General features: G+C 60.5%; 17 protein-coding genes. 11 read left to right on the forward strand and 6 right to left on the reverse strand.

The window, feature by feature from the left end; all coding sequences use genetic code 11:
- Positions 1 to 831: an amino acid kinase family protein gene (locus AC1PQG_RS15265; RefSeq protein WP_481118672.1), complete on the reverse strand. Its 831-nt coding sequence runs from the start codon at positions 829 to 831 to the stop codon at positions 1 to 3.
- A gap of 11 nt (positions 832 to 842) precedes the next feature.
- Entirely contained in the window at positions 843 to 1,655 is an 813-nt protein-coding gene (locus tag AC1PQG_RS15270; RefSeq protein ID WP_481118673.1) for an amino acid kinase family protein, read from the reverse strand.
- 403 nt (positions 1,656 to 2,058) lie between these two features.
- On the opposite strand from AC1PQG_RS15270, the gene AC1PQG_RS15275 reads away from it, so the two are divergent.
- The 3 genes from AC1PQG_RS15275 to AC1PQG_RS15285 all read left to right on the forward strand — a co-directional run bounded on the left by AC1PQG_RS15275 (position 2,059) and on the right by AC1PQG_RS15285 (position 5,356).
- Entirely contained in the window at positions 2,059 to 2,433 is a 375-nt protein-coding gene (locus AC1PQG_RS15275; RefSeq protein ID WP_481118674.1) for a TfoX/Sxy family protein, read from the forward strand.
- Positions 2,434 to 2,613: 180 nt separating this feature from the next.
- Positions 2,614 to 4,263: a flavin-containing monooxygenase gene (locus AC1PQG_RS15280; RefSeq protein WP_481118675.1), complete on the forward strand. Its 1,650-nt coding sequence runs from the start codon at positions 2,614 to 2,616 to the stop codon at positions 4,261 to 4,263.
- Positions 4,264 to 4,297: 34 nt separating this feature from the next.
- On the forward strand, positions 4,298 to 5,356 hold the full coding sequence (locus tag AC1PQG_RS15285; protein WP_481118676.1) for an alpha/beta fold hydrolase: 1,059 nt from the start codon (positions 4,298 to 4,300) through the stop codon (positions 5,354 to 5,356).
- 92 nt (positions 5,357 to 5,448) lie between these two features.
- On the opposite strand, the gene AC1PQG_RS15290 is transcribed toward AC1PQG_RS15285, so the two are convergent.
- Positions 5,449 to 6,339, reverse strand: coding sequence for a helix-turn-helix domain-containing protein (locus AC1PQG_RS15290; protein ID WP_481118677.1), 891 nt, complete (start codon positions 6,337 to 6,339; stop codon positions 5,449 to 5,451).
- Between the two features lie 241 nt (positions 6,340 to 6,580).
- On the opposite strand from AC1PQG_RS15290, the gene AC1PQG_RS15295 reads away from it, so the two are divergent.
- Together AC1PQG_RS15295 and AC1PQG_RS15300 are read left to right on the forward strand one after the other, a co-directional pair.
- Positions 6,581 to 7,342: an autoinducer binding domain-containing protein gene (locus AC1PQG_RS15295; protein ID WP_481118678.1), complete on the forward strand. Its 762-nt coding sequence runs from the start codon at positions 6,581 to 6,583 to the stop codon at positions 7,340 to 7,342.
- A gap of 108 nt (positions 7,343 to 7,450) precedes the next feature.
- On the forward strand, positions 7,451 to 8,647 hold the full coding sequence (locus AC1PQG_RS15300; protein ID WP_481118679.1) for a DUF4214 domain-containing protein: 1,197 nt from the start codon (positions 7,451 to 7,453) through the stop codon (positions 8,645 to 8,647).
- 114 nt (positions 8,648 to 8,761) lie between these two features.
- Here AC1PQG_RS15300 and AC1PQG_RS15305 read toward each other — a convergent pair whose 3' ends face one another.
- Entirely contained in the window at positions 8,762 to 9,178 is a 417-nt protein-coding gene (locus tag AC1PQG_RS15305; RefSeq protein WP_481118680.1) for a hypothetical protein, read from the reverse strand.
- 482 nt (positions 9,179 to 9,660) lie between these two features.
- Here AC1PQG_RS15305 and AC1PQG_RS15310 point away from each other — a divergent pair, with 482 nt between their 5' ends.
- Both AC1PQG_RS15310 and AC1PQG_RS15315 read left to right on the forward strand, forming a co-directional pair.
- Entirely contained in the window at positions 9,661 to 10,719 is a 1,059-nt protein-coding gene (locus AC1PQG_RS15310) for a LuxR C-terminal-related transcriptional regulator (protein WP_481118681.1), read from the forward strand.
- A gap of 98 nt (positions 10,720 to 10,817) precedes the next feature.
- Complete coding sequence (locus AC1PQG_RS15315) at positions 10,818 to 12,824, forward strand: diguanylate cyclase domain-containing protein (RefSeq protein ID WP_481118682.1); 2,007 nt, start codon at positions 10,818 to 10,820, stop codon at positions 12,822 to 12,824.
- Between the two features lie 10 nt (positions 12,825 to 12,834).
- On the opposite strand, the gene AC1PQG_RS15320 is transcribed toward AC1PQG_RS15315, so the two are convergent.
- Positions 12,835 to 13,620, reverse strand: a complete 786-nt coding sequence (locus AC1PQG_RS15320) for a response regulator (protein WP_481118683.1) — start codon at positions 13,618 to 13,620, stop codon at positions 12,835 to 12,837.
- A 488-nt stretch (positions 13,621 to 14,108) separates the two neighbouring features.
- Between AC1PQG_RS15320 and AC1PQG_RS15325 the strand changes: the two genes are divergently transcribed.
- The gene (locus tag AC1PQG_RS15325) at positions 14,109 to 14,732 is read left to right on the forward strand and encodes an MEDS domain-containing protein (RefSeq protein WP_481118684.1); all 624 of its coding nucleotides are present in this window, start codon (positions 14,109 to 14,111) and stop codon (positions 14,730 to 14,732) included.
- Between the two features lie 13 nt (positions 14,733 to 14,745).
- Positions 14,746 to 16,284, forward strand: a complete 1,539-nt coding sequence (locus AC1PQG_RS15330; protein ID WP_481118685.1) for a response regulator — start codon at positions 14,746 to 14,748, stop codon at positions 16,282 to 16,284.
- Positions 16,285 to 16,477: 193 nt separating this feature from the next.
- On the opposite strand, the gene AC1PQG_RS15335 is transcribed toward AC1PQG_RS15330, so the two are convergent.
- Entirely contained in the window at positions 16,478 to 17,578 is a 1,101-nt protein-coding gene (locus AC1PQG_RS15335) for a c-type cytochrome (protein ID WP_481118686.1), read from the reverse strand.
- Positions 17,579 to 17,857: 279 nt separating this feature from the next.
- Here AC1PQG_RS15335 and AC1PQG_RS15340 point away from each other — a divergent pair, with 279 nt between their 5' ends.
- The gene (locus AC1PQG_RS15340; RefSeq protein WP_481118687.1) at positions 17,858 to 18,382 is read left to right on the forward strand and encodes a Crp/Fnr family transcriptional regulator; all 525 of its coding nucleotides are present in this window, start codon (positions 17,858 to 17,860) and stop codon (positions 18,380 to 18,382) included.
- Between the two features lie 149 nt (positions 18,383 to 18,531).
- Positions 18,532 to 20,142, forward strand: coding sequence for a phospholipase D-like domain-containing protein (locus tag AC1PQG_RS15345; RefSeq protein ID WP_481118688.1), 1,611 nt, complete (start codon positions 18,532 to 18,534; stop codon positions 20,140 to 20,142).
- Positions 20,143 to 20,156: the final 14 nt, after the last annotated feature.

Genomic DNA, 20,156 nt, shown 5'->3' on the forward strand with positions numbered 1-20,156 from the left:
TCACAGCGGACGCAGGCCGGTGTGGACGATGGTCCCCACGTGCTCGCCGCGCAGCGCGGCGGTGATGCGGCCCGGCACCAGGCCATTGACGACCTGCACGCGCTCCAGATGGCGGGCGTTGGCCATCACGTCGAGCAGCGCACGGTCGAAAGGCAGGGTTTCCTGCTTGGCAAGTTCGGTAGCGTTCGTCTCGCGCAGCAGTTCGGCCTTTGCTCCGGCGGCGCCGTTCGGGTCTGCGGTGTAGACGCCATCCACGTCCTCCACGATGGTCAGCCCCGCCGCGCCGAGCGCGTCGGCCAGCAGGAAGGCGCCGGTGTCGGCGCGGTGCACCGGAATGCGCGAACCCGGGAACTCGTGGTGGTGATACGGAGGGAACGCGCTGCCCACCACCGCGCGGGCGGCGGCAAGGTGGATCGCCAGCTGGCTCGCGATGGTCGGATGCTCCACGTAGGACACCCCTTCCGGCGCCAACAGCGACGCCAGGATATGGCCGTTCTGGCCCGCCTCGCTGGCCGCCAGCGGCGCCAGGGAACCGACAGGCAGACCCAGATCGAGGCCCACGCCGTACAGGTGGCGGGCGCGGATGCCGGCGCCGGTGAGGATCAGCAGGCGATGTTCGGGCAGCACCTTGCGCAGCTCGTCGACGATCGGCAGGATCGCCTCGGCGCCGCGGTCCATGATCGCGCGGCCGCCGATCTTGACGACCTGCAGCCAGGGCAGCAGGCGGATCGGGCGAACACCCGCGACGGGACGGACGAGATCGCCGTCGAGAAGGGTCTGACGCGCCAGCGGCGAGGCAACGTGCTTGATGGTATTGGTAGTTTCAGCCATGGCAGTGGTTCTCAGCTCGCGGTGATGAGGGTGCCGACGTGCTCGCCTGCGAGCGCGCGGGTCAGATTGCCGGGGACGAGGCCGTTCACAACCTGCACCTGGCGGACGTAGCGGGCGTCCTTCAGCAGGTCGAGCACCGGGAACTCGAGGATCGAATCATGCAGCCCGGCCGCCTTCATCTCATCGACCGAGATCTTCGGAATGAACTTGGCGTCCTTCGACGTCTTCGGATTGGCGGTGTACAGGCCGTCCTCATCCTTCACGTAGATCATCGACTTGCAACCGAACTGCTCGGCCACCAGGAAACAGCCCGCATCGGTACGGTAAGGCGGAATCACGCCCTCGGCCCCCGGACGGATCCACAGCTTGTACGGCGGCATGCCGCTGAAGACGACGCCATGCACCTCGGCCAGGAACAGCGGCACCGCCGACATGCCGGCGCTATCGACCATGGAAATACCGTGCTGGGCCAGCAACTGGCCCAGCATCGCGGCGTTCTGGTCGGCTACCGACGCGCCGAGCTGCGCCAGCACGCCAGCCGGCAGGTTGAGGCCCGCGGCGATCGAGTACAGATGCCGCGCACGGGTCCCCGCGCCAGTGCCGATCAGCAGCTTGTGCGCCTTGCGCGCCGCCACGATCTCTTCCACCAGCGGATAGACCGCGGAACGACCGCGGTCGATGACGCTCTGGCCGCCGATCTTGATCACTGTGGCATCCGGCAGGATACGGAATTCCGGCGCCTGGTCCGCCGCCGCCAGAAGCTGCGCGTCGGTCAGCGAACGCTGCATGAGGAGCTCTTCGAGCTCCGCCGTCGTGTTGGTCATGTAAGTCCTTTCATCGTATCGATCCACTGCCGCACCCGTATCGAAACCGCAATTTCCCTGCGTGAGCAGACTGAAACAGGCGGAACCTCTTTCGACAGGTAGTGCCCAGTGCATATCAGGCGTGCATGAAAAATGCACATCACGAGGGAATGATAGGAAATAGCGCTATATAGACTCAACCGTACATAATGAATAACGCCATATACGCGAAAATTCGCACCAACTTGGTTCAAGAATAGGCGCAAATTCTCAACACTGGTGCATTCAAAAGAGGAATAGGATTAAAAGAAAAACAAATCAATTTCAAACTTTTATTTGAAAATCAAACAGATCCACAACCATTCTGGAATGGGCGAGGCGGCGGAATGATGAGAACATCCGCTATCCCCATACAGGCCAGACCATGAGCAAAGAATTCGCACAACACCTGTCGGACGTCTTCAGGCTCTTCGGGCCGGTCAATCTCAAACGGATGTTCTCAGGCTACGGCGTTTTCCACGACGGACTCATGTTCGGCCTCGTTCATGACGAAGTCTTGTACCTCAAGGCCGATGCGCAAAGCGCAGCGGACTTCGAAGCTCTCGGCCTGGGCCAGTTCCAGTACGTTCGCAACGGCAAGACCGTCGGCCTCTCCTACTACCAGGCACCTGAATCAGTGCTTGAGGACATCCACGAAGCCGCCCAGTGGGCCCGCCATGCCTTCGAGGCCGCACTGCGTTCGGACGCCGCCAAGACCCGATCCCCCCGCCGCAGGCCAGGCCCGCCCACCGACGATTAGCGCCTTTCCCGTTTTATTCAAAATTTCGCCAAGGATCGACAAGAAAACCCTGGCCCATCGGTCATAGATTGTCTCCGACACGACAACAGCCACGCCCCAGGCAAGGCAGCTCGTGTCGCCAACTGCGCCGGAAACCGGCCGGTGGCCATTCACACAACAACGAGGCAACGGAGACAAGAAATGAGCACGCAATACACCCCGCAGAGCCCTGCCACCCAGCAGGCCAAACCCGAACATCTCGACGCCCTGGTGATCGGCGCCGGCGTCGCCGGCCTGTACCAACTGCATCGCCTGCGCGAGATGGGTCTGAAGGTGCGCGCCTATGAAACCGGCAGCGGCGTCGGCGGCACCTGGTACTGGAATCGCTACCCCGGAGCCCGTTTCGACTCCCAGGCCGAGATCTACCAGTACTGGTTCTCCGAAGAGCTGTACAAATCCTGGCAGCCGTCCGAGCGCTTCCCCGCCCAACCGGAGACCGAGCGCTGGCTGAACCACGTGGCCGACACGCTCGATCTGAAGAAAGACATCCAGTTCAACACCCGCATCGCCTCGGCCCATTTCGACGAGGCCGAGGACCTGTGGCGCATCACCACCGCCGCCGGCGAAACGATCACTGCCCAGTACCTGCTCGCCTGCTGCGGCATGCTGTCGGCCCCCATCGTCGACCGCTTCCCGGGGCAATCCAGCTTCAAGGGCGAGGTGCTCATCACCGGCCTGTGGCCGAAGGAGCCGGTGGATCTGAAGGGCAAGCGCGTCGCCGTGGTCGGCACCGGCGCCACCGGCATCCAGGTGATCCAGACCATCGCGCCGGAAGTCGGCTCGATGAAGGTCTTTGTGCGCACGCCGCAGTACATCATCCCGATGCAGAACCCCAAATACTCCGAGCAGGACTGGCAGAAATGGGGCGAGCGCTTCCATGAAACCAAGCAGCGCGTGCGCACCACTTTCGCTGGCTTCGACTACGACTTCGACGCCGGCCCATGGGACGAGAAGACACCCGAAGAACGCACCGCCATCCTCGAACGCAACTGGAACGACGGCTCCCTCGCCCTGTGGCTGGCCTCCTTCCCCGAAATGTTCTTCGACGAGGCCGTCAGCGAGGAAGTATCTAAATTCGTGCGCGCCAAGATGCGCGACCGCCTGCAGCACCGGGCCGACCTGTGCGACCTGCTGATCCCGCAGGACTACGGCTTCGGCACCCACCGCGTGCCGCTTGAGAACAAGTACCTGGAAGTGTTCCTGCAGCCCAACGTGGAAGGCGTGGACTGCCGCAAGGCGCCCATCGAGCGGATCGTTCCGGAAGGCATCCAGACCGCCGACGGCAAGGTGCACGAAGTGGACGTGATCATCCTGGCCCTCGGTTTCGACGCCGGCTCCGGCGCCCTTAGCCGCATCGACATCCGCGGCCGCGGCGGGCGCGCCCTCAAGGAACAATGGAGCCAGGAAATCCGCACCTCCATGGGCCTGCAGGTACACGGCTACCCCAACCTGTTCACCACCGGCGCGCCCCTCGCCCCCTCCGCCGCCCTGTGCAACATGACCACCTGCCTGCAGCAACAGGTGGACTGGATCACCGATTGCATCGCCTACGCCCGCAAGAACGGCAAGCAGGTCATCGAAGCCACTCAGGACTTCGAGGACGCCTGGGTGCAGCACCACGACGAGACGGCCGCTGCAACGCTCGTCGTCAAGACCGACTCCTGGTACATGGGCTCCAACGTCGAAGGCAAGCCGCGCCGGTTGATCTCCTACATTGGCGGTGTCGGCCACTACAACCGCCAGTGCGATGAGCTCGCCAGCCAGGGCTACCCCGGCTTCGAAATGCGCTGAGCCAAGCTACCGACCCCCAGGAGGAGACAAGACCATGAACACCTACTACACCCAGGAAAACCACGGCCCCTTCAAGCTCATCGACATCGGCCGCCTCGAACTCGAAGAAGGCGGCGTGCTCGAAGAGTGCACGCTGGCCGTGGCCACCCACGGCCGACTCAACGAAGCGCGGGACAACGCCATCCTGGTGCCGACCTGGTACTCCGGCACCAGCAAGATCATGGAGCAGGTCTACATCGGCCCTGGCCACGCTCTCGACCCCGAGCGCTACTTCATCATCGTCGTCAATCAGATCGGTAGCGGCCTGTCCCTGTCGCCCAGCAATGCGCCGGCAGACATCGCCGGGCCGCGCTTCCCCCGCGTGCGCATCGGCGACGACGTGCGCGCCCAGCACCGGCTGCTCGTCCAGCATTTCGGCATCGAGCGGCTGGCGCTCGTGGTCGGTGGCTCGATGGGCGCCCAGCAAACCTACGAATGGGCCGTGCGCTACCCCGAGATGGTCGAACGTGCCGCGCCGATTGCCGGCACTGCCCGCAACACCGAGCATGACTTCGTGTTTGCCGACACACTGATGGACGCCATCACCACCGATCCCGGCTTTCGCGACGGCAGCTACGCATCACCTGCCGACGTGGCTGCCGGCCTGCAGCGGCACGCCAAGCTATGGACGGTAATGGGCTGGAGCACCGAGTTCTTCCGCTGCGGCCGCCACCGGGTACTCGGCTTCGATTCCATGCAGAGCTTTGTCGAGCAGTTCATGAACGGCTACTTCGGCCCGATGGACCCGAACAACCTGCTGTGCATGGCCTGGAAATGGCAGCGCGGCGACGTGAGCCGCCACACCGGCGGCAATCTCACCGAAGCCCTCGGCCGCATCACGGCCAAAACCTTCGTGATGCCGATCAGCCACGACATGTTCTTCCCGCCCACCGACTGTCTGGCCGAGCAGCAGCTCATCCCCAATAGCGAGTTCCGGCCGATCAACAGCATCGACGGCCACCTTGCCCTCTTCGGCACCGACGCCAACGGCATTGCCGAAGTGGATAGCCACCTGAAGGAACTGCTGGCGCAACCGATCACCTCCGGAAGGTGATGCCCAGGCGGCCCTGACCGGCTGCAAGTGCAGGCGCCCCTCTCTTCAGGACGCGCCTTTCGGGCGCATCGGCATTGCCGTTGCGCCCCTTTTTATGCGCCGCCGCCCTCTTTGCGCATGCGCGCCGGCGTCGTTCCCATCCGTGCCCGCATCACCCGCGTCAGGTGGGCCTGGTCGGAGAAACCGCAATCCACGGCCACCTCCTTGATCGCCAGTTCCCCCGCCGTGAGCAGGCGCACCGCCCGTTCCAGACGCCGCCGCGTCACGTAGTCATAAGGCGAAGCGCCCGTCGTCGCGCGGAAGTGCTTCGAGAAGGTCCACACCCCCAGGCCCAGCGTCGCCGCCATCTGCTCGATGGAAATGCCGTCCTGCAGGTGGGAATCCAGAAACTCGTTCAGACGCCGCATGCGCGCCGGCGACAACGGCCCCGCCGGCACCTCGTCACGAAACTGGATGCACGCGTAATGGCGGAATAGATGCACCGCCAACTGGATCGACAGCGCCTCCACGTACAGGCTGCCGCCCAAGCCCTTTCGCTCCGCCTCCGCGGCGATCGCATCGACGATGCCCATCACCACCGGGTCCCGCGCCTGCAGCACATCGTGCAGCCGGATGTCCGCCACCGCCCGCTCCGTGATGTCCCCCGCCACCCGCTGCATCAACACATCCGACAGATAGGTGTGGGACACCTCGATGCACTCCGTCCAATGCCAATGGGACGGCTCCGAACGGGTCAGCAAGGAGAACTCCCCCGGCGCACACTGCCGCCGCGTCCACCGCCCCTCCACCCGCCGGTCCATCGGCGTCTGCCCGGTGCGATAACGGACCACCATGAAATGATCCATCGGCGGAATCGCCACATCGAGCCCGGTATACAGGTAGGACCGATGGCCGACGTCCTTCCACCCCAGCCCATCGCTGGCCGACAACACCCGCCCCGGCACCCAGGTCGGCAAGTCTTGCGGAGAAATCAAGGAACCCATGGCGGACTCGTTGGAAGGAGGCAAAAAAGCAAAAACGGATAATCGCCGAAGCGCTATCGACACATTGCAAGGATATGTCCATGCACCCGTTTAAAAAACTGCTACCGCGATAGGGTCTTTGCCGGTCAACAGCGCCCTCTCACCCACGGCCTGCCCACGGCGAAAGCCATGACATACGACAAACTGCCGAAAGCTACATAAATTAGAATGCTGCGCGCCACGGAACCTGGAGCGCGCCTGGATGAGCCATCTGCTGTATCCCTTTGAACAAATCCTGAACGCAGGATCTGTCGCAGCACTCGGCGGCGCGATCAACGACACGGTGTACAGCCTTGGCTTCTCATCGTTTCACTACGGCGCCCACGCGCCCATCAAGCCCAACGGCGAGCGTGCCCGCTTCACCTTTGACGGCACCGAGCAAAAGCACGGCGGCGTGATCTCCAGCTATCCGGAATCATGGTTCGAGCGCTACCAGTCACAGAACTACATCGAGATCGATCCGCTGGTGCAGCACTGCTCACGCTCCATTCTCCCCGTCGTCTGGCACCAACAGGAAAAGACGGACGACAAGAATATAAGCAGGATGTTCGACGAAGCGCACGAACACGGGCTCGTATCCGGCGCAACCTTCTCGGTCATCGGCAAGGGCGGCGAACTCGCCATCTTCAGCATCACCACCCAGAGCCAGGGCGAAGCGGATCAAAGGAACATCGTCGCGCAATTGGGCCAGGGCTACATGCTCCTCGCCCACATCCACGAGGCGGTCACCCGGCTGGGTCTGCCGCAGATCCCCTCGAACGACCGTCCGGCCCTGACCCGGCGAGAAAAGGAATGCCTGACCTGGGTTTCGTCCGGGAAGACCTCCTGGGAAATATCCCGGATCCTCGGCGTGTCGGAGAACACCGTCGTTTTTCATATCAGCAACGCCGGCAAGAAACTCCAGACCAACACCCGCAGCCAGACCGTCGCGCGTGCCCTGGCCTTGGGGATCATCACCCCCTAAGCCTGCGGAAAGTTTCACAAGCTATAAGTTCTTGTAGTACCCGCCATACCGAGAATCCTCTGAAATAGAGGCAGACGTCCAAACATCTGCTATCCATCCAGGGTTTCCATGACTACCTTCACGACCGGCGCCACCCTCAATAACGACGGCTCCTTGACCGACTACTATTTCCCGGACAACAGCTCGCTCTGGCAAGTGGAAACGAGCGACGCCACGAGTGTGCTCAGCGACGTGACCCAGTGGGCGAACATCATGGGCCTGACCAACGGCGGAACCGGCGTCGATCCGGCCCGCAAGCTGGGCACCATGTCCCTCATCATGGGGAGCCTGGGCGTCAAGGAAGGACTCTTTACGCCCAGCGCACTGATCAGCTGGGCCGAAAAATACAATGTCCAGGTTTCAGAGATTCCCAACGGCGCCAACACCCTTGACCAGCAGGGCAACGCCATCACCGAATCCTTCGTTCAAGCCCTCTACGACAGCCGGGCCTCCAACGCCCCCACCCTCGAAGCCTCGCACCTCAATGCCGAACTCATCGGAGCAGGCGCATCGGCCATCACCAATCCCGGCGATTACCTGAATACCTCCAGTGCCGCACTCGGCACCGTCGCGCTCAACCTCAAGACGCAAGCCACCGGCAACGCCGGCAATGCTGGCCCCAGCACCATTGCCTCTGAAAACCCGCTGGCCAACCTCGTGCAGGAAGCCTACCTCGCCTACTACGGCCGCCCGGCCGATGCCGCCGGCGAAGGCTACTGGATCGGACAGCTGGCCCTCAGCGGCGGCAACCTGAGCAGCATCATCAACGCCTTCGGCAACTCGGCCGAATCCCTGGCGCTGTACGGCAACGGCGACACCACGCAAGTCGTCACGCAGATCTACGAGCAGCTGTTCGGCCGCACACCCGATATCCCCGGCCGCGACTACTGGGTTGGCCTCATCAACGCCGGCGCAGTGTCCCCCGCCGGCGCCGCCTTGAGCATTCTCCAGGGCGCAACCGGCCAGGACAAAACCCTGCTCACCGACAAACTCGTCACCGCAACGCTGTTCACGTCCATCCTCTCCGCCGACACCCAAGCCAGCGCGCTGTACGCCGGCAATACCGCGGCCAGCAACGCCCGTAGCTACCTCTCCGCCGTCGACTCCACCGCCTCGGCCACCGTGGACGCCCTCGCCAAGGTCCTCCCAGCGGTCATCCACGACATTCAGGGCAGCATCACCGCCGATCTGGCTTTAGCAGGCCCGACGGTCACGCCTGGTGTCGAGCTGATTGGTGTGGCTGCAGTAGATGTTGTGGGCGGGTAAAGAGAATAGCGCCGTCCCGGACACCGCCGGACGGATAGAGAGAAGCGAGACCGAGGGATGACTGTGTGCCGACCGCGCTGCCGCCGCAGCAGCGCGGCCAGCCCCCACAACCACTCAGACCGAAGAATCCTTCTGCCCCGGCTCCTTGTCCTCGGCGGACTCCGACCCCGACTGCGGCTCAGCCTTGTCCTCATCCGCCCCCAGCACCCGCTGCCGCGCGTTGCTCACCAGTTCGCTCGACGCATCGACAACTTGCTGACCCGCGGCCTTGGCGCGGTCGGCAACGGAGCCGGCGAGCTCAGCGGCGGACGATACGGCGGATTTACCGGCTTCCAGAGCGTCGTCGGCCAGTTCCTTGGCAGCATCTGAAAGGGACTCGATGCGCTTCGAAGCAGCCTCGGCAACCTCCTTCGCTTCGGTGTTCACGGTCGAGGCCAGTTCCTCCGCGCCGTGGACGATGGCGGTTCCGGCGTCCGACACCTTGTCGGTCAGGTTCTGGGCCAACTCCTTGGCTTTGTCAAAAAGGCTCATGCTCAACTCCTCGATAATGGGATCGAGCTATCAGCGTAGTACGCGGCCGTGATGCGTGTGTGACGGCTTGCAAGGAGGGCGATGCGCACGGAAGTGGCCCAAGGCCACCTTTTCGCCCTCAAAAACCCCCTCTATTTGCAGGATTTTCCAATCGCACTTCTTTGTCTCAAACGGACTCGAGAAGGTGCATTTACTCCGCAGGCCTCACCCCTTGGGGTGAGTGAGCGGATGGATCTTATCTGCGACAATATATCGATTCTTTCATTTCGAATGCGGACAAAGGCATTGCACGCGGGTATTAGATGACTGTTTTCCTTACCGGGCACTTCGAGATCGATCACCAGCACTCATTGCTTATGGTCCTTGCCGATAGATTGAACTCCTTCTGTCCTAAAGAAGGAGGCCCTTGCCACTCAGAGTGCTGGTCACAACAATCCTGCCAGCCCTGCGTCAGTATACTTGCCGGTATGGCAGGCGAGTTGATGGCGTTTCTGGTTGGCCACGCCATCTACGAGGAGAGCTTGATGACGCTGCTCCCGATGACACCGGTCTGTCAGCGCCATATCGAGCTCCATAAACAGGCCCATAGCGATATTCTGAGAAGGCTGAGCCATATCACAAAAGAAGGGGACAGTACCGACCCGATTGCCACTGCCTCGCAGCTGAGACGCGTGGTGTCGGAGTGGCTCGGTGGCCATTCCACGGAATATGACCTTCCCCTGACAGAGGAATTGCGGGAAGCGGAAAAGGCCGAAATCGTGTTCGATGGAGAACTTGTCCAGATATTGGACGAATTCGTATTTCACCACAGACCGACAAAACTCAATTTTTCAGGCTCCAACATCCTTAAGGCCGATGTGGATATAGCCGATATACATGCGCGCCTGAATACACTGACGCCCCGCCAAAAAGACGTCTGCCATTTGATCGTGCTCGGGAACAAGAACAAGCAGATAGCCGAGCAACTTGGTACAACCATTAATACGGTCAAGACCCATCGGACTCAGATCTTCAGGAAGATGAACGTCTCATCGGTACTGGATCTGGCGCGCTGCGTAGACTTGACCCGAAATTGCGCTTCATCAGATGCCAATGGCACTGCCGTCACCCATCGGCAGAGCAGGAACTCTCCGAAAAACCGTTCGCCCCGCCTCCTTGTTATCGAGCCGGTGACATTGGCACGGGAGGCGATCGTGGCGGGTCTCGAAGTACTCGGCTATCGGGCATATGGCGTGGATAGTCTGCAAGGCATCCAGGCCATACGCAAAGACGGGCCGGCAGACATCATGATCGTCAGCGCTGAAGCCATACGGGGAGCCGACGATCTGCTCGAGCAGATCCTTGAATTGAAAGACATATGGTCCTGCAAGATTCTATTTGCGACGGGCGATACCGACAGCAGATCACACCGTGCAGACATCATAGATAGGACTATGGCGTGGCCTCTCGATTTCGGCGAGCTCTCCTCGGCAATATCCGAATTGATTGGTTCATCAAAAGACATTCTTAATGCCAATAGTGTATCAAGGTGCGCGCCATGAACCCTTGTTGCCAATTCAGCGGCCATGACCTCCGGCACTGATTTCACGCCTGGCGATTTGGATTCAGTGGCGGAATCCAAATCGCCGAAAGTCGTCGCTTGACCGCGCAGAATCTCTCGATGCTACGGCACAAAATGGGGCCGTTCGGGCTGCTCCTTGCTCTCATTCTGCTACCGCTCTTGCCCGGCACCCTCTTTCTTTCCAAGGATATTGCAGAGGAAAGCACCAGGCGCCATTGGGCCCACAGTGAACAAATAGCCGATAACGCCGTGCGCGCCATCGATGCAAGCATTTCGTCCGCCGCACGGATGGTTGACCTGAGTCTGGATTCAATCGTCGCGCGGCTTGTGCTGATGGGCACATCCCCGGGTCTGAACGCCGAGACGCTGTCGCCCCTTATCCAAGCTTACTTGGAGCGCCAGCCCGAACTGGACAGTATTCACATCACCGACGCAGAAGGCATGATCCGCTGGGGCAGCGGGACAGGATTTCAGGCAAGTCCTGCTTACATCGCCGCTCCCATCTTCTCGAGCGTGCGTTCGCAGACAGGTGGTGGTGCCACGGTGATCACATCTCCTTATATGGACCAGATTTCCAAGAGATGGGTACTCGCGTTTCTTCGCAGATATGATCGCCCCGACGGCAACTTTGGAGGCGTGGTGTCCATCGGAATTCCTCTGAGCCATCTCGAAAAGCTCCTTTCAAACCAGAACTTGGGCGAACGTGGCTCTGCGGTCCTCAGAGACAAATCCTCGGGTGCCCTCATTGCACGCCATCCGGCCAGCGGCCTCCCTATTGGGCAGGTGGGCGACGCGCACATCTCGCCGGAACTGCGCGAGTTCATCGAATCGTCGGTGAGCCAGAAGGTATTCTTCGCGCCTTTAAGCAAGGAAGGCCCCATGCGCCTGACTCTTGCCCGCAAACTGGACCAACTCCCCTTCCTCATCATCGCGGACGTGTCGTCCGACGGCCCCCCCGACACATTGCTCGAACGGTCACTGAATAACGGCTTCCTGCTTCTCATCCCGCTGAGTTCGCTGCTTCTTGCCGTTCATCTCACCCTGGAGAGCCGGGCGCGTCGCAAACGCGACAGGCGGGAAATAGAGCGACTTGCCACGCAACTCAAGACGAGCCAGAACGAGATGCACCAGTTGACATCGAGCCTGGAGCGGCAAGTCGAAGAGCGCACCGAAAAGATACGGCTCGCCGCGAGCATTGTCGAGAATACCAGCGAAGGGGCGATAGTCACCGACAGCCGCTGCGTGATCCTGGCAGTCAATCCCGCCTTTGAAGCCATTACGGGCTATACCGCGAAGGAAGTCATCGGCAACACACCACACATGCTGAAGTCGGATCGCCAAGGCCCCCAATTCTATCGGCGCCTATGGCAGAACCTGCTCAACAACGGACACTGGAGTGGAGAGTTGTGGAATCGGCATAAGAATGGCGATGTCTATCTGGAGCGCCTGACCATCAATGCTATCTCCGGCGAAGGGATGGGAACGCGCTACGTAGGCATATTCACGAACGTCACGGATCGCTACCAGAACGAGAAGCGCCTACGCCATCTGGCCTTTCACGACGCCCTCACCGGGCTTGCGAACCGGGCGCTGATCATGGACCGCCTGGAGCATGCACTGGAACGCTCCAAACGAAGTGGAACGTCCTTAGCGGTCATGTTGTTCGACCTGGATGGTTTCAAGGCAGTGAACGATCGGTTCGGCCATGAGGTCGGAGACCTGCTCCTGCAGGAGGTGGCCCGATGTGTCGGGAAACGCGTCCGCCGGGGAAGCGACACATTGGCCCGGCTCGGCGGCGACGAATTTCTCGTCCTGCTGGAGGATGTCCGTTCCTTGAACAGCGTTCCCCTGCTGGCGGAGCAGATCGTCTCCGATATCGCTGGACTGAACGATATCCGCGGTTGTGCCGTAAAAATCGGGGCCTCCGTGGGAATCGCAAATTTTCCAGAGGCGGGGGTGCATGCTGCTGAGTTGGTCAAGAGCGCCGACGACGCAATGTATCAGGCCAAAGAGGCCGGCAAAGGCTGCTTCGTTGTGTTCAAAAAAACGAAGGAGGATGGTGCCGGTCTGGTGCCACAGGAGTAAAGCAACCCAGTCAGGCCACAAGCTTCCTGATCGAGGCAATCACCCGCTCTGCATCGAACGGCTTGAGGACGTAGTCCTGAACGCCGCTGCGGATGGCCGCACTGACCGTTTCCCGGTCTGCCCGGGCGGTAACCATGAGAACGGGTAGATCGGGGTGAACCGCGCGCAGGCACGCAACGGTATTCAAGCCATCGATCTCCGGCAGATCGACGGCCAGACAGACGAAATCGGCCTCGTGGCGCTCGACGGCCATCAGCCCTTCGAAGCCGGACCCCGCCTCGGCCACCACCTCGAAGCCGTTGTCTTCGAGGATCACACGCAAGAGGCCCCGCGCCAGCGCATCGTGGTCGATGATGACCGCCCGGTGCTGCGGCCCTTCCCCCGTCGCGGGCGCCCGCAGGTCCTTCCGGCACGCCATGATGGTCTTTACTTGGAGGAGCGAAGTCAGTAGGTTGGCTTCGTTCAACGGCTTGCGCATGTAACCGAGAACCCCACAGTCCATCGCTTCTCTTGCCGCCGCCTTTTGATCGTCCATGCCCATCATCACGATGGCCGTTTCCGGGTTGTCGGCGATCACGGAACGAAGGGCTTCAGGCATCGACGGCGCCAGCAGGAGCAGGTCGAATATCGCAATGTCGGGCTTGAGACGCCCAACCGCCGCGAGGGCCTCCGTCGGCGTGCGCAAGGTCGCCAGGACGCGCCCGCCCTCGTGGGCCAGCATCGTCGTCAATACCGATCGCATCAGCGAATTGGCATCGGCAACAATGAATGAACATCCTTTCAGACCGTCTGACATCCTTGCAAAGACAATAATGGACGTGGGCGATGAATCTACGCGAGCCCATCAAACACCGGGATACCGTCTCCCGTGTGATCGCGCTCGCCACGGATGTTATCAGGCCACTACGCCCCCCAGGGAGCGACAATCCCACAGATCTGTACCATCTCTCCACACATCCAACCTCAGGCCACCATGAAGTCGATGGCCAACTGGCCACGGCATCGATGCGGCGGATCGAGGAATGCCCCTGTGCCTTGGCTTTGTCAAAAAAGGTTCATGAGATGCTGGTGACGCAATAGCGGGACGTATCGCAGCCTGCCATCGGTACACCGGCCAATTCGCCAGCACAAAAACCGGGATTCCGTACTCGGAGCCCCCCGGGGATCTATTACTATAGTGATAGTGTTCGCCAGCAGGACAGGCGCTTCCACATCCCCTTCAACGTTTTCCCGATAGCGTTTGGCGCTTGTCCAATCATTGCCCCAACTGGGGCGGAGTCCTTGATGCCAACAACCTCCAGTGCCGCTCGGCGTATGACCTCACTGGGCTTCGACCCCCGGCCCTTCCTCGAAGGCACCCACATGTGCTTCATCTTCAACGATGACAATGAACGGCGCCAAGTTCTCGCCAAGTACATCCAGAGCGGTCTGGACAGCGACGAACAGGTTGCCTACTTCGTGGACACGATGACTCCGGACGAACTGCGGGCACAACTACGGAAACTGGGCGTTGCGCTTCCTGACCACGACGATCGCCAGTGCATATTACGGACAGCCGAAGAAACCTACTGTCCGGACGGCACCTTCAGCCCTGACCGCATGCTGGGTACCTTGGAGTCGGCATGGGTGCGAAGCCGTCATGACGGTTTCAAGGGATTACGCGTCACAGGCGAAATGAACTGGGCGCTTCGGGGACATCCTGGATCAGAATTGCTGATTGAGTATGAATCCCGCGTCAATCAACTCCTCAGGAAAGTGCCGGTAACCGCCATCTGTCAGTACGACGCCCGCCTGTTTGACGGAGAGACGCTCTACCGACTTCTCAAGGTCCATCCGATGATGATCGTGGATGGGCGGGTCGTCAAAAATCCATACTACATCGTGGCAGAAAGCGATCCCCGATGCTGACGGTGGCCTGTTCATGACGTCCCCGCATCCGACAGCACAAGCTCTGGGCCGCCTGCTTGTCATCCAGCCAATCGTGGAAATGCTACCTGATCGGCAGATCGCGGACTTCTTGCGTCTTGCGCTCCTGGATGTCCCCGGAATCGCCGATTGCCTGGTCCACTTTCCAGATACCCCTGGCGTCACCGAAGGGAAGAGTGCCGACCTTGCCCGTGTGGATGGAAGGATGGATGCCAGTCTTTCAATTCGCACGCCGCGTGCCTCCTTTGGACACGTCCATTTGGTCCTGTCCGACCCGCGGATTTATGAGGCATATGAGCCATTTCTCGACAATTTCATCCAGGCCATTGCCACACTTCTCGAAAATCGCCGAAACCTTGAACAGTTGGCAGCGGCACGCGATACCGCAGAGGCCGCCAATCGCGCCAAGAGCACCTTCCTGGCCAACATGAGCCATGAAATCCGGACGCCCATGAATAGCATTCTGGGTATGGCCCATGTCCTGCGCCGCAGCGGCGTCACTGAAGTGCAGGCAAGGCAACTCGACAAAATTGCGACCTCGGGCGAGCACCTGTTGAGCATCATCAATGACATCCTCGACCTGTCCAAAATTGAATCCGGCAAGCTGCTCATTGAGCATACGGACTTCAGCCTGGACAACCTGATGCACGATGTCATTGCCGTCGTGGAAAACCCCATTAATGCCAAAGGCCTGTCCTTGCATATCGACATGACCAATGTGCCTCGGGCATTGCGCGGAGACCCTACCCGCCTCAGTCAGGCCTTGGTCAATTACCTGGGTAATGCCGTCAAGTTTACGCAACACGGCAGCATTTCGTTAAAGGCCCACATGGTGGAGTCAACGGACCATGGCTACCTGCTACGCTTTGAAGTCAGCGATACAGGCTTGGGTATGACGAAGGAGCAAAGCGCCAAGCTTTTCATGCCCTTCCAGCAGGCCGACGGCTCGATGACACGCAAATTCGGTGGAACCGGGCTCGGCCTTACCATCACACGCCACATCGCCGAACTCATGGACGGCGAAGTAGGCGTGGAAAGCACGCCGGGGCAAGGAAGCACGTTCTGGCTGACCGCCAGACTCGAAAAAGCGCACACTGACCATGCCATCGCTGTTCCGGAGGGACAGGAAACGGCAGAAGATGTTCTGCGGAGCAAACATGCGGGAACCCTGCTTCTGCTGGTAGAGGACGACCCCATCAACCAAGAGGTGGCCTTGGAGTTGTTGCGCAATACAGGCTTGGTCCTGGATGTAGCCTCCAATGGACGGGAAGCGGTGCGCCTCGTACAGCAAATGGATTACGCCCTGATTCTGATGGACGTACAAATGCCCGAGATGGACGGCCTTGAAGCGACCCAGGTCATCCGCGCATTGCCTGACAGGGCACACACGCCCATCCTCTCAATGACCGCCAATGCCTTCGTTGAAGACCGTCGCGCCTGTTTTGCGGCGGGCATGAATGACTTCATCACCAAACCGATGGTCCCGGAGAAGCTGTATGCCATCTTGCTGAAGTGGTTGTCCTGCGGCTCCTGATACAACATCCGTGAGGATGCACATGCGACGGCTTGATGGCGGCAGCACGCTGCATCGCGACAGGAACGATCCACGGCAACAAACACGGCCACCGGCCTGAAGTAGTGCAGATCCGCAGGGCGTCGCCACAAAAGCCAATTTGGCATCGTTGATGACAACGCCCCGTCGCGCCACGGCGCCAGAACGCCTGGCCTCACTTGGGTGCGGATAAGGCCCCTGGGTTCCCCTTCGCGTCCTTCTCCCTCTTCGCCTTTTCCCTTGCCGAGGCAGTTTCGGCGCGGATGGCGTCGAAGGGACCGTACTTGTGCTGCATCTCGGAGAACGAATCGACGTAAGGCCCCCACGGAAAATCTTCAGGCTTGTCGAGGGGGTTCGAGAAGTCCTTGGCGACCTCGCCTTCTCTTGGCTGGCGTGGGTGCGAAATAACGAAGCCGGCGACGTCATAGGCATCGTCCTTCGACAGCGCGGGGCGATCCCATGTCGCCTGACCCAGCGGCATATTCACATAGACATATTGGTAGGTCGACAGGATGCGGAACATCGAGGCCGATTCGCTGGTTGCATCCGCCCCCCAGAGCGGCGGGAAGGTGTAGCCCTTCGTATCACCCACCTTGCCGACACGTTGACCACGGCCATCGGCGCCATGGCAGACGGCGCACTGGTTCTTGTAGACCTCCTCCCCGCGTACGAGGTTGGCGGCCCTTTTCGGCTCTTCAACGACCATTTCCTTCTCGCCAATGATCTTGGCGCCCCTGGGCACACCGCGCGAGAGGTATTCGATATAGGCAATGATCGCCTTCATCTCTTTCGAATCTTCCGGAATCTCACGCCCGGACAGGCTATGGGTAAAGCAGAGATTGACCCGGTTTTCGAGTGAGACCATTTTTCCAAATCGCGGCTGGAATTGGGGATACACGCTGTATGTACCAATCAACGGGGCGGCGTAAGGTATCGTCGCTGCTGCACGATGGCAGCTGCCGCATGCCATGTTCGTACCGGCATAGCGCTTCGAACGGTCAGGCACCTCGGGGCCAAGATATTCCGAGGTGTGAGTGAACAGGGCTTGCCCCATCTTGATCATGCGGTTCTGCTCGTTATCCGGCAGCTTCGAGAGGTCTGTGTTGGGTGTCGGCCAGGTGCGCAGGTCGACGACCGGTCGGTCTACCGCGGCATCGGCGGCGGCCTCGACCGCGCTGATGGATGTCAGCAGGGCCAGTATCATGGCCCTCGCAACGAGGCCACTTTCCTTTTGCCTCATATATGCAAGTGATCTTTGCGCGAATCGTCGTTCCATGGCCTTATCCTTTCCTGGATGAGCGGCATTGCTGAGTAAGTTAGCAAATTCATGTATTAGCATCTACGCACATACGACCGAGCAGATTGATTTAGATCAACGTTCAAATAGTCGCCGATACGGAACCCTGCCATCGGCCTGCACACCGCCAGCAACGTTTACACGTGACAACGTCACCGACCAGCACGGCAGCCACCCGGATCGAGGCGGCAACATGTTCAGGGCGCCCGCAACACCGCCTGACGCAAAACTGTCACACAAAAGTTCTAGGCTCGAGCCATGTGGATCCTGAGCCTATTGAAACCCGACAGCCAGGCGCCCACTCATGCAAATGAGCAGGCCGAAGATCTGCTGCCCGCCAGCGTTCCCTACTCGCGGGACAGCGTGTGCCTCAGCCCCATCGAGCTCATGCGCTTTTCCAGGGCCTACCCCTCGTTCCGCATCGCCAACGGACAAAGCCTCTTCCGCGAAGGGGCATGGGGCAATTCGATGTACCTGCTGATCGACGGGCGGGCAGAAGTGAGCGCCCACGAACATCTCGTCGAAGTGCTTCTTCCCGGCACCCTCATCGGCGAAGCCAGCCTCCTTACCCCCGGACCGCGCCCGGTGACGGTGACGGCCCGGACCAGTTGCGAGTTCATCGAGATCACCGAGCAGGCTTTTTACGCAATCATCCGGGACACCCCGGAGTTCGCAGCGTTCGTCATGCGGGTCCTCGCCAAGCGGCTGCAATCGGCAGCCCTGTACCCGGACGCGCTGCCTGCGGATACGTTTCCTTCAGCTATAACGAGAACAGGCATCTAGCCATCGGCCGACGGCACGGGCGACAGCAACGACAGTGCGCTTGTTCGACGGCAGACCGATGCGTGTGCGGTGTATTGCTACAGTTCAACGGATGTCGGAACAGGGTCAGATCCCGCGCTTAAACCATCACGGCCGATCTCCATCCAGTCATGAAGAGTGCTTGCCGGGCAGCACGCCTTTTTCAATCCCTGCTTACCGTCATCATCGTTCTGCTGGCGGGGTGTACGACACTGCCACCGGGTTCGGACTTCCCGCGCGACGTTTCATCGGCCCTGCCTCATCCGGAGGAAACCCACCTGGGAAGGCAGTTTTCCGTTGCCGCACACCAACATGACGGAGACTCCGGGTTCCGCATCATCCCGGTTGGCGCCGATGGCTTTCTGGTCCGAATGCAGATGATCAACGCGGCGGAACGCACGCTTGATCTGCAGTACTTCATTTTCCGGGGTGATGAGACCGGGCGATTACTGACCGATGCGGTCCTTCGCGCGGCAGATCGCGGCGTACGGGTGCGCATCCTGATTGACGATGGCGAAACGGAGGCCGGCGACGAGCAGATTGCCGCACTGGAAGAACATCCTGCCATCCAGATCCGGCTCTTCAATCCATTCGCCTACCGCGGAAACATGAAGTCCTTGCGTGGGCTCGAATTCATGTTCAACGCCTCCCGGCTCGACTATCGGATGCACAACAAGCTGCTGGTCGTCGACAACGCCATTGCCCTGCTCGGCGGGCGCAATATTGGTGATCAGTATTTTCAGATCGATCCAGACACCCAGTTTGCCGACGACGATGTATTTGTCGCCGGCCCGATCTCCAGCAAACTCTCCGCCACCTTCGACGAGTTCTGGAATAGTCCCCTCGCAATCCCGCTGGCAGCCCTGTCCCCGGAAGCAGCATCCGAGCGCCGCCTGCATGAGCGGCGTCAGGCCATGCGGGAACACCGTCGCCCGCCGTCATCCGCCAGCACGGGCTACGCAAATCGCGTCGCCACCGGCGAGCCCTTTGGCGGAATCCTTTCCGGGCGCCTGCCATTGATATGGGCGCCCGCCCGGGTGGTCTACGACAGCCCCGACAAGAAGCGCGTGGAAAGCGGAGCCATGGTCGGCCGCCTGATGCAGCGAGCCGTTGCCAATGAAGTGGCGGCAGTGGATTCGGAACTTCTGATGGTCACGCCGTACCTGATACCGGGACACGAGGGCATGCGCTTGTTCAACACACTGCGCAAACGCGGCGTGAACATTCGCATCCTCACCAACTCATTGGAATCGTCATCCGTACTGCTGGCGCAGGCTGGCTACATGGCCTATCGGGTGCCGTTGCTGGCAAGTGGTGTCCAACTTTACGAAATACGCGCGCGTCCCGGCAACGCAAAAGGCACTGGCCAGACAGCCACGCCACCAAATGGCAATTACTCCCTGCACGCAAAATTGTTCGTTTTCGACCGACAACGCTTGTTCATTGGCTCGATGAACTTTGATCAACGGTCCATGCATCTCAATACTGAAATTGGCCTGATCATCGACAGCCCCGCCCTGGCCCAACAGGTTGTGGCCCGCTTCGAAGCAATGACGCAACCTGCCAATGCCTATACGGTGAGCTTGCGCCCGCCTCCTTACGACAATGGAAACCCAAGCCTCGTCTGGCACACGGAGGAAAACAAGATGAGCGTCGACTACACCGTCGAACCCGCCAGAAATGCGTGGCAGCGCATCAAGGCTACATTCCTGTCCTTGCTGCCAATTGATCGGGAACTATAAGTCCCGAGTACCCG

It is taken from the genome of Zoogloea sp. GDB6, assembly GCF_056724105.1.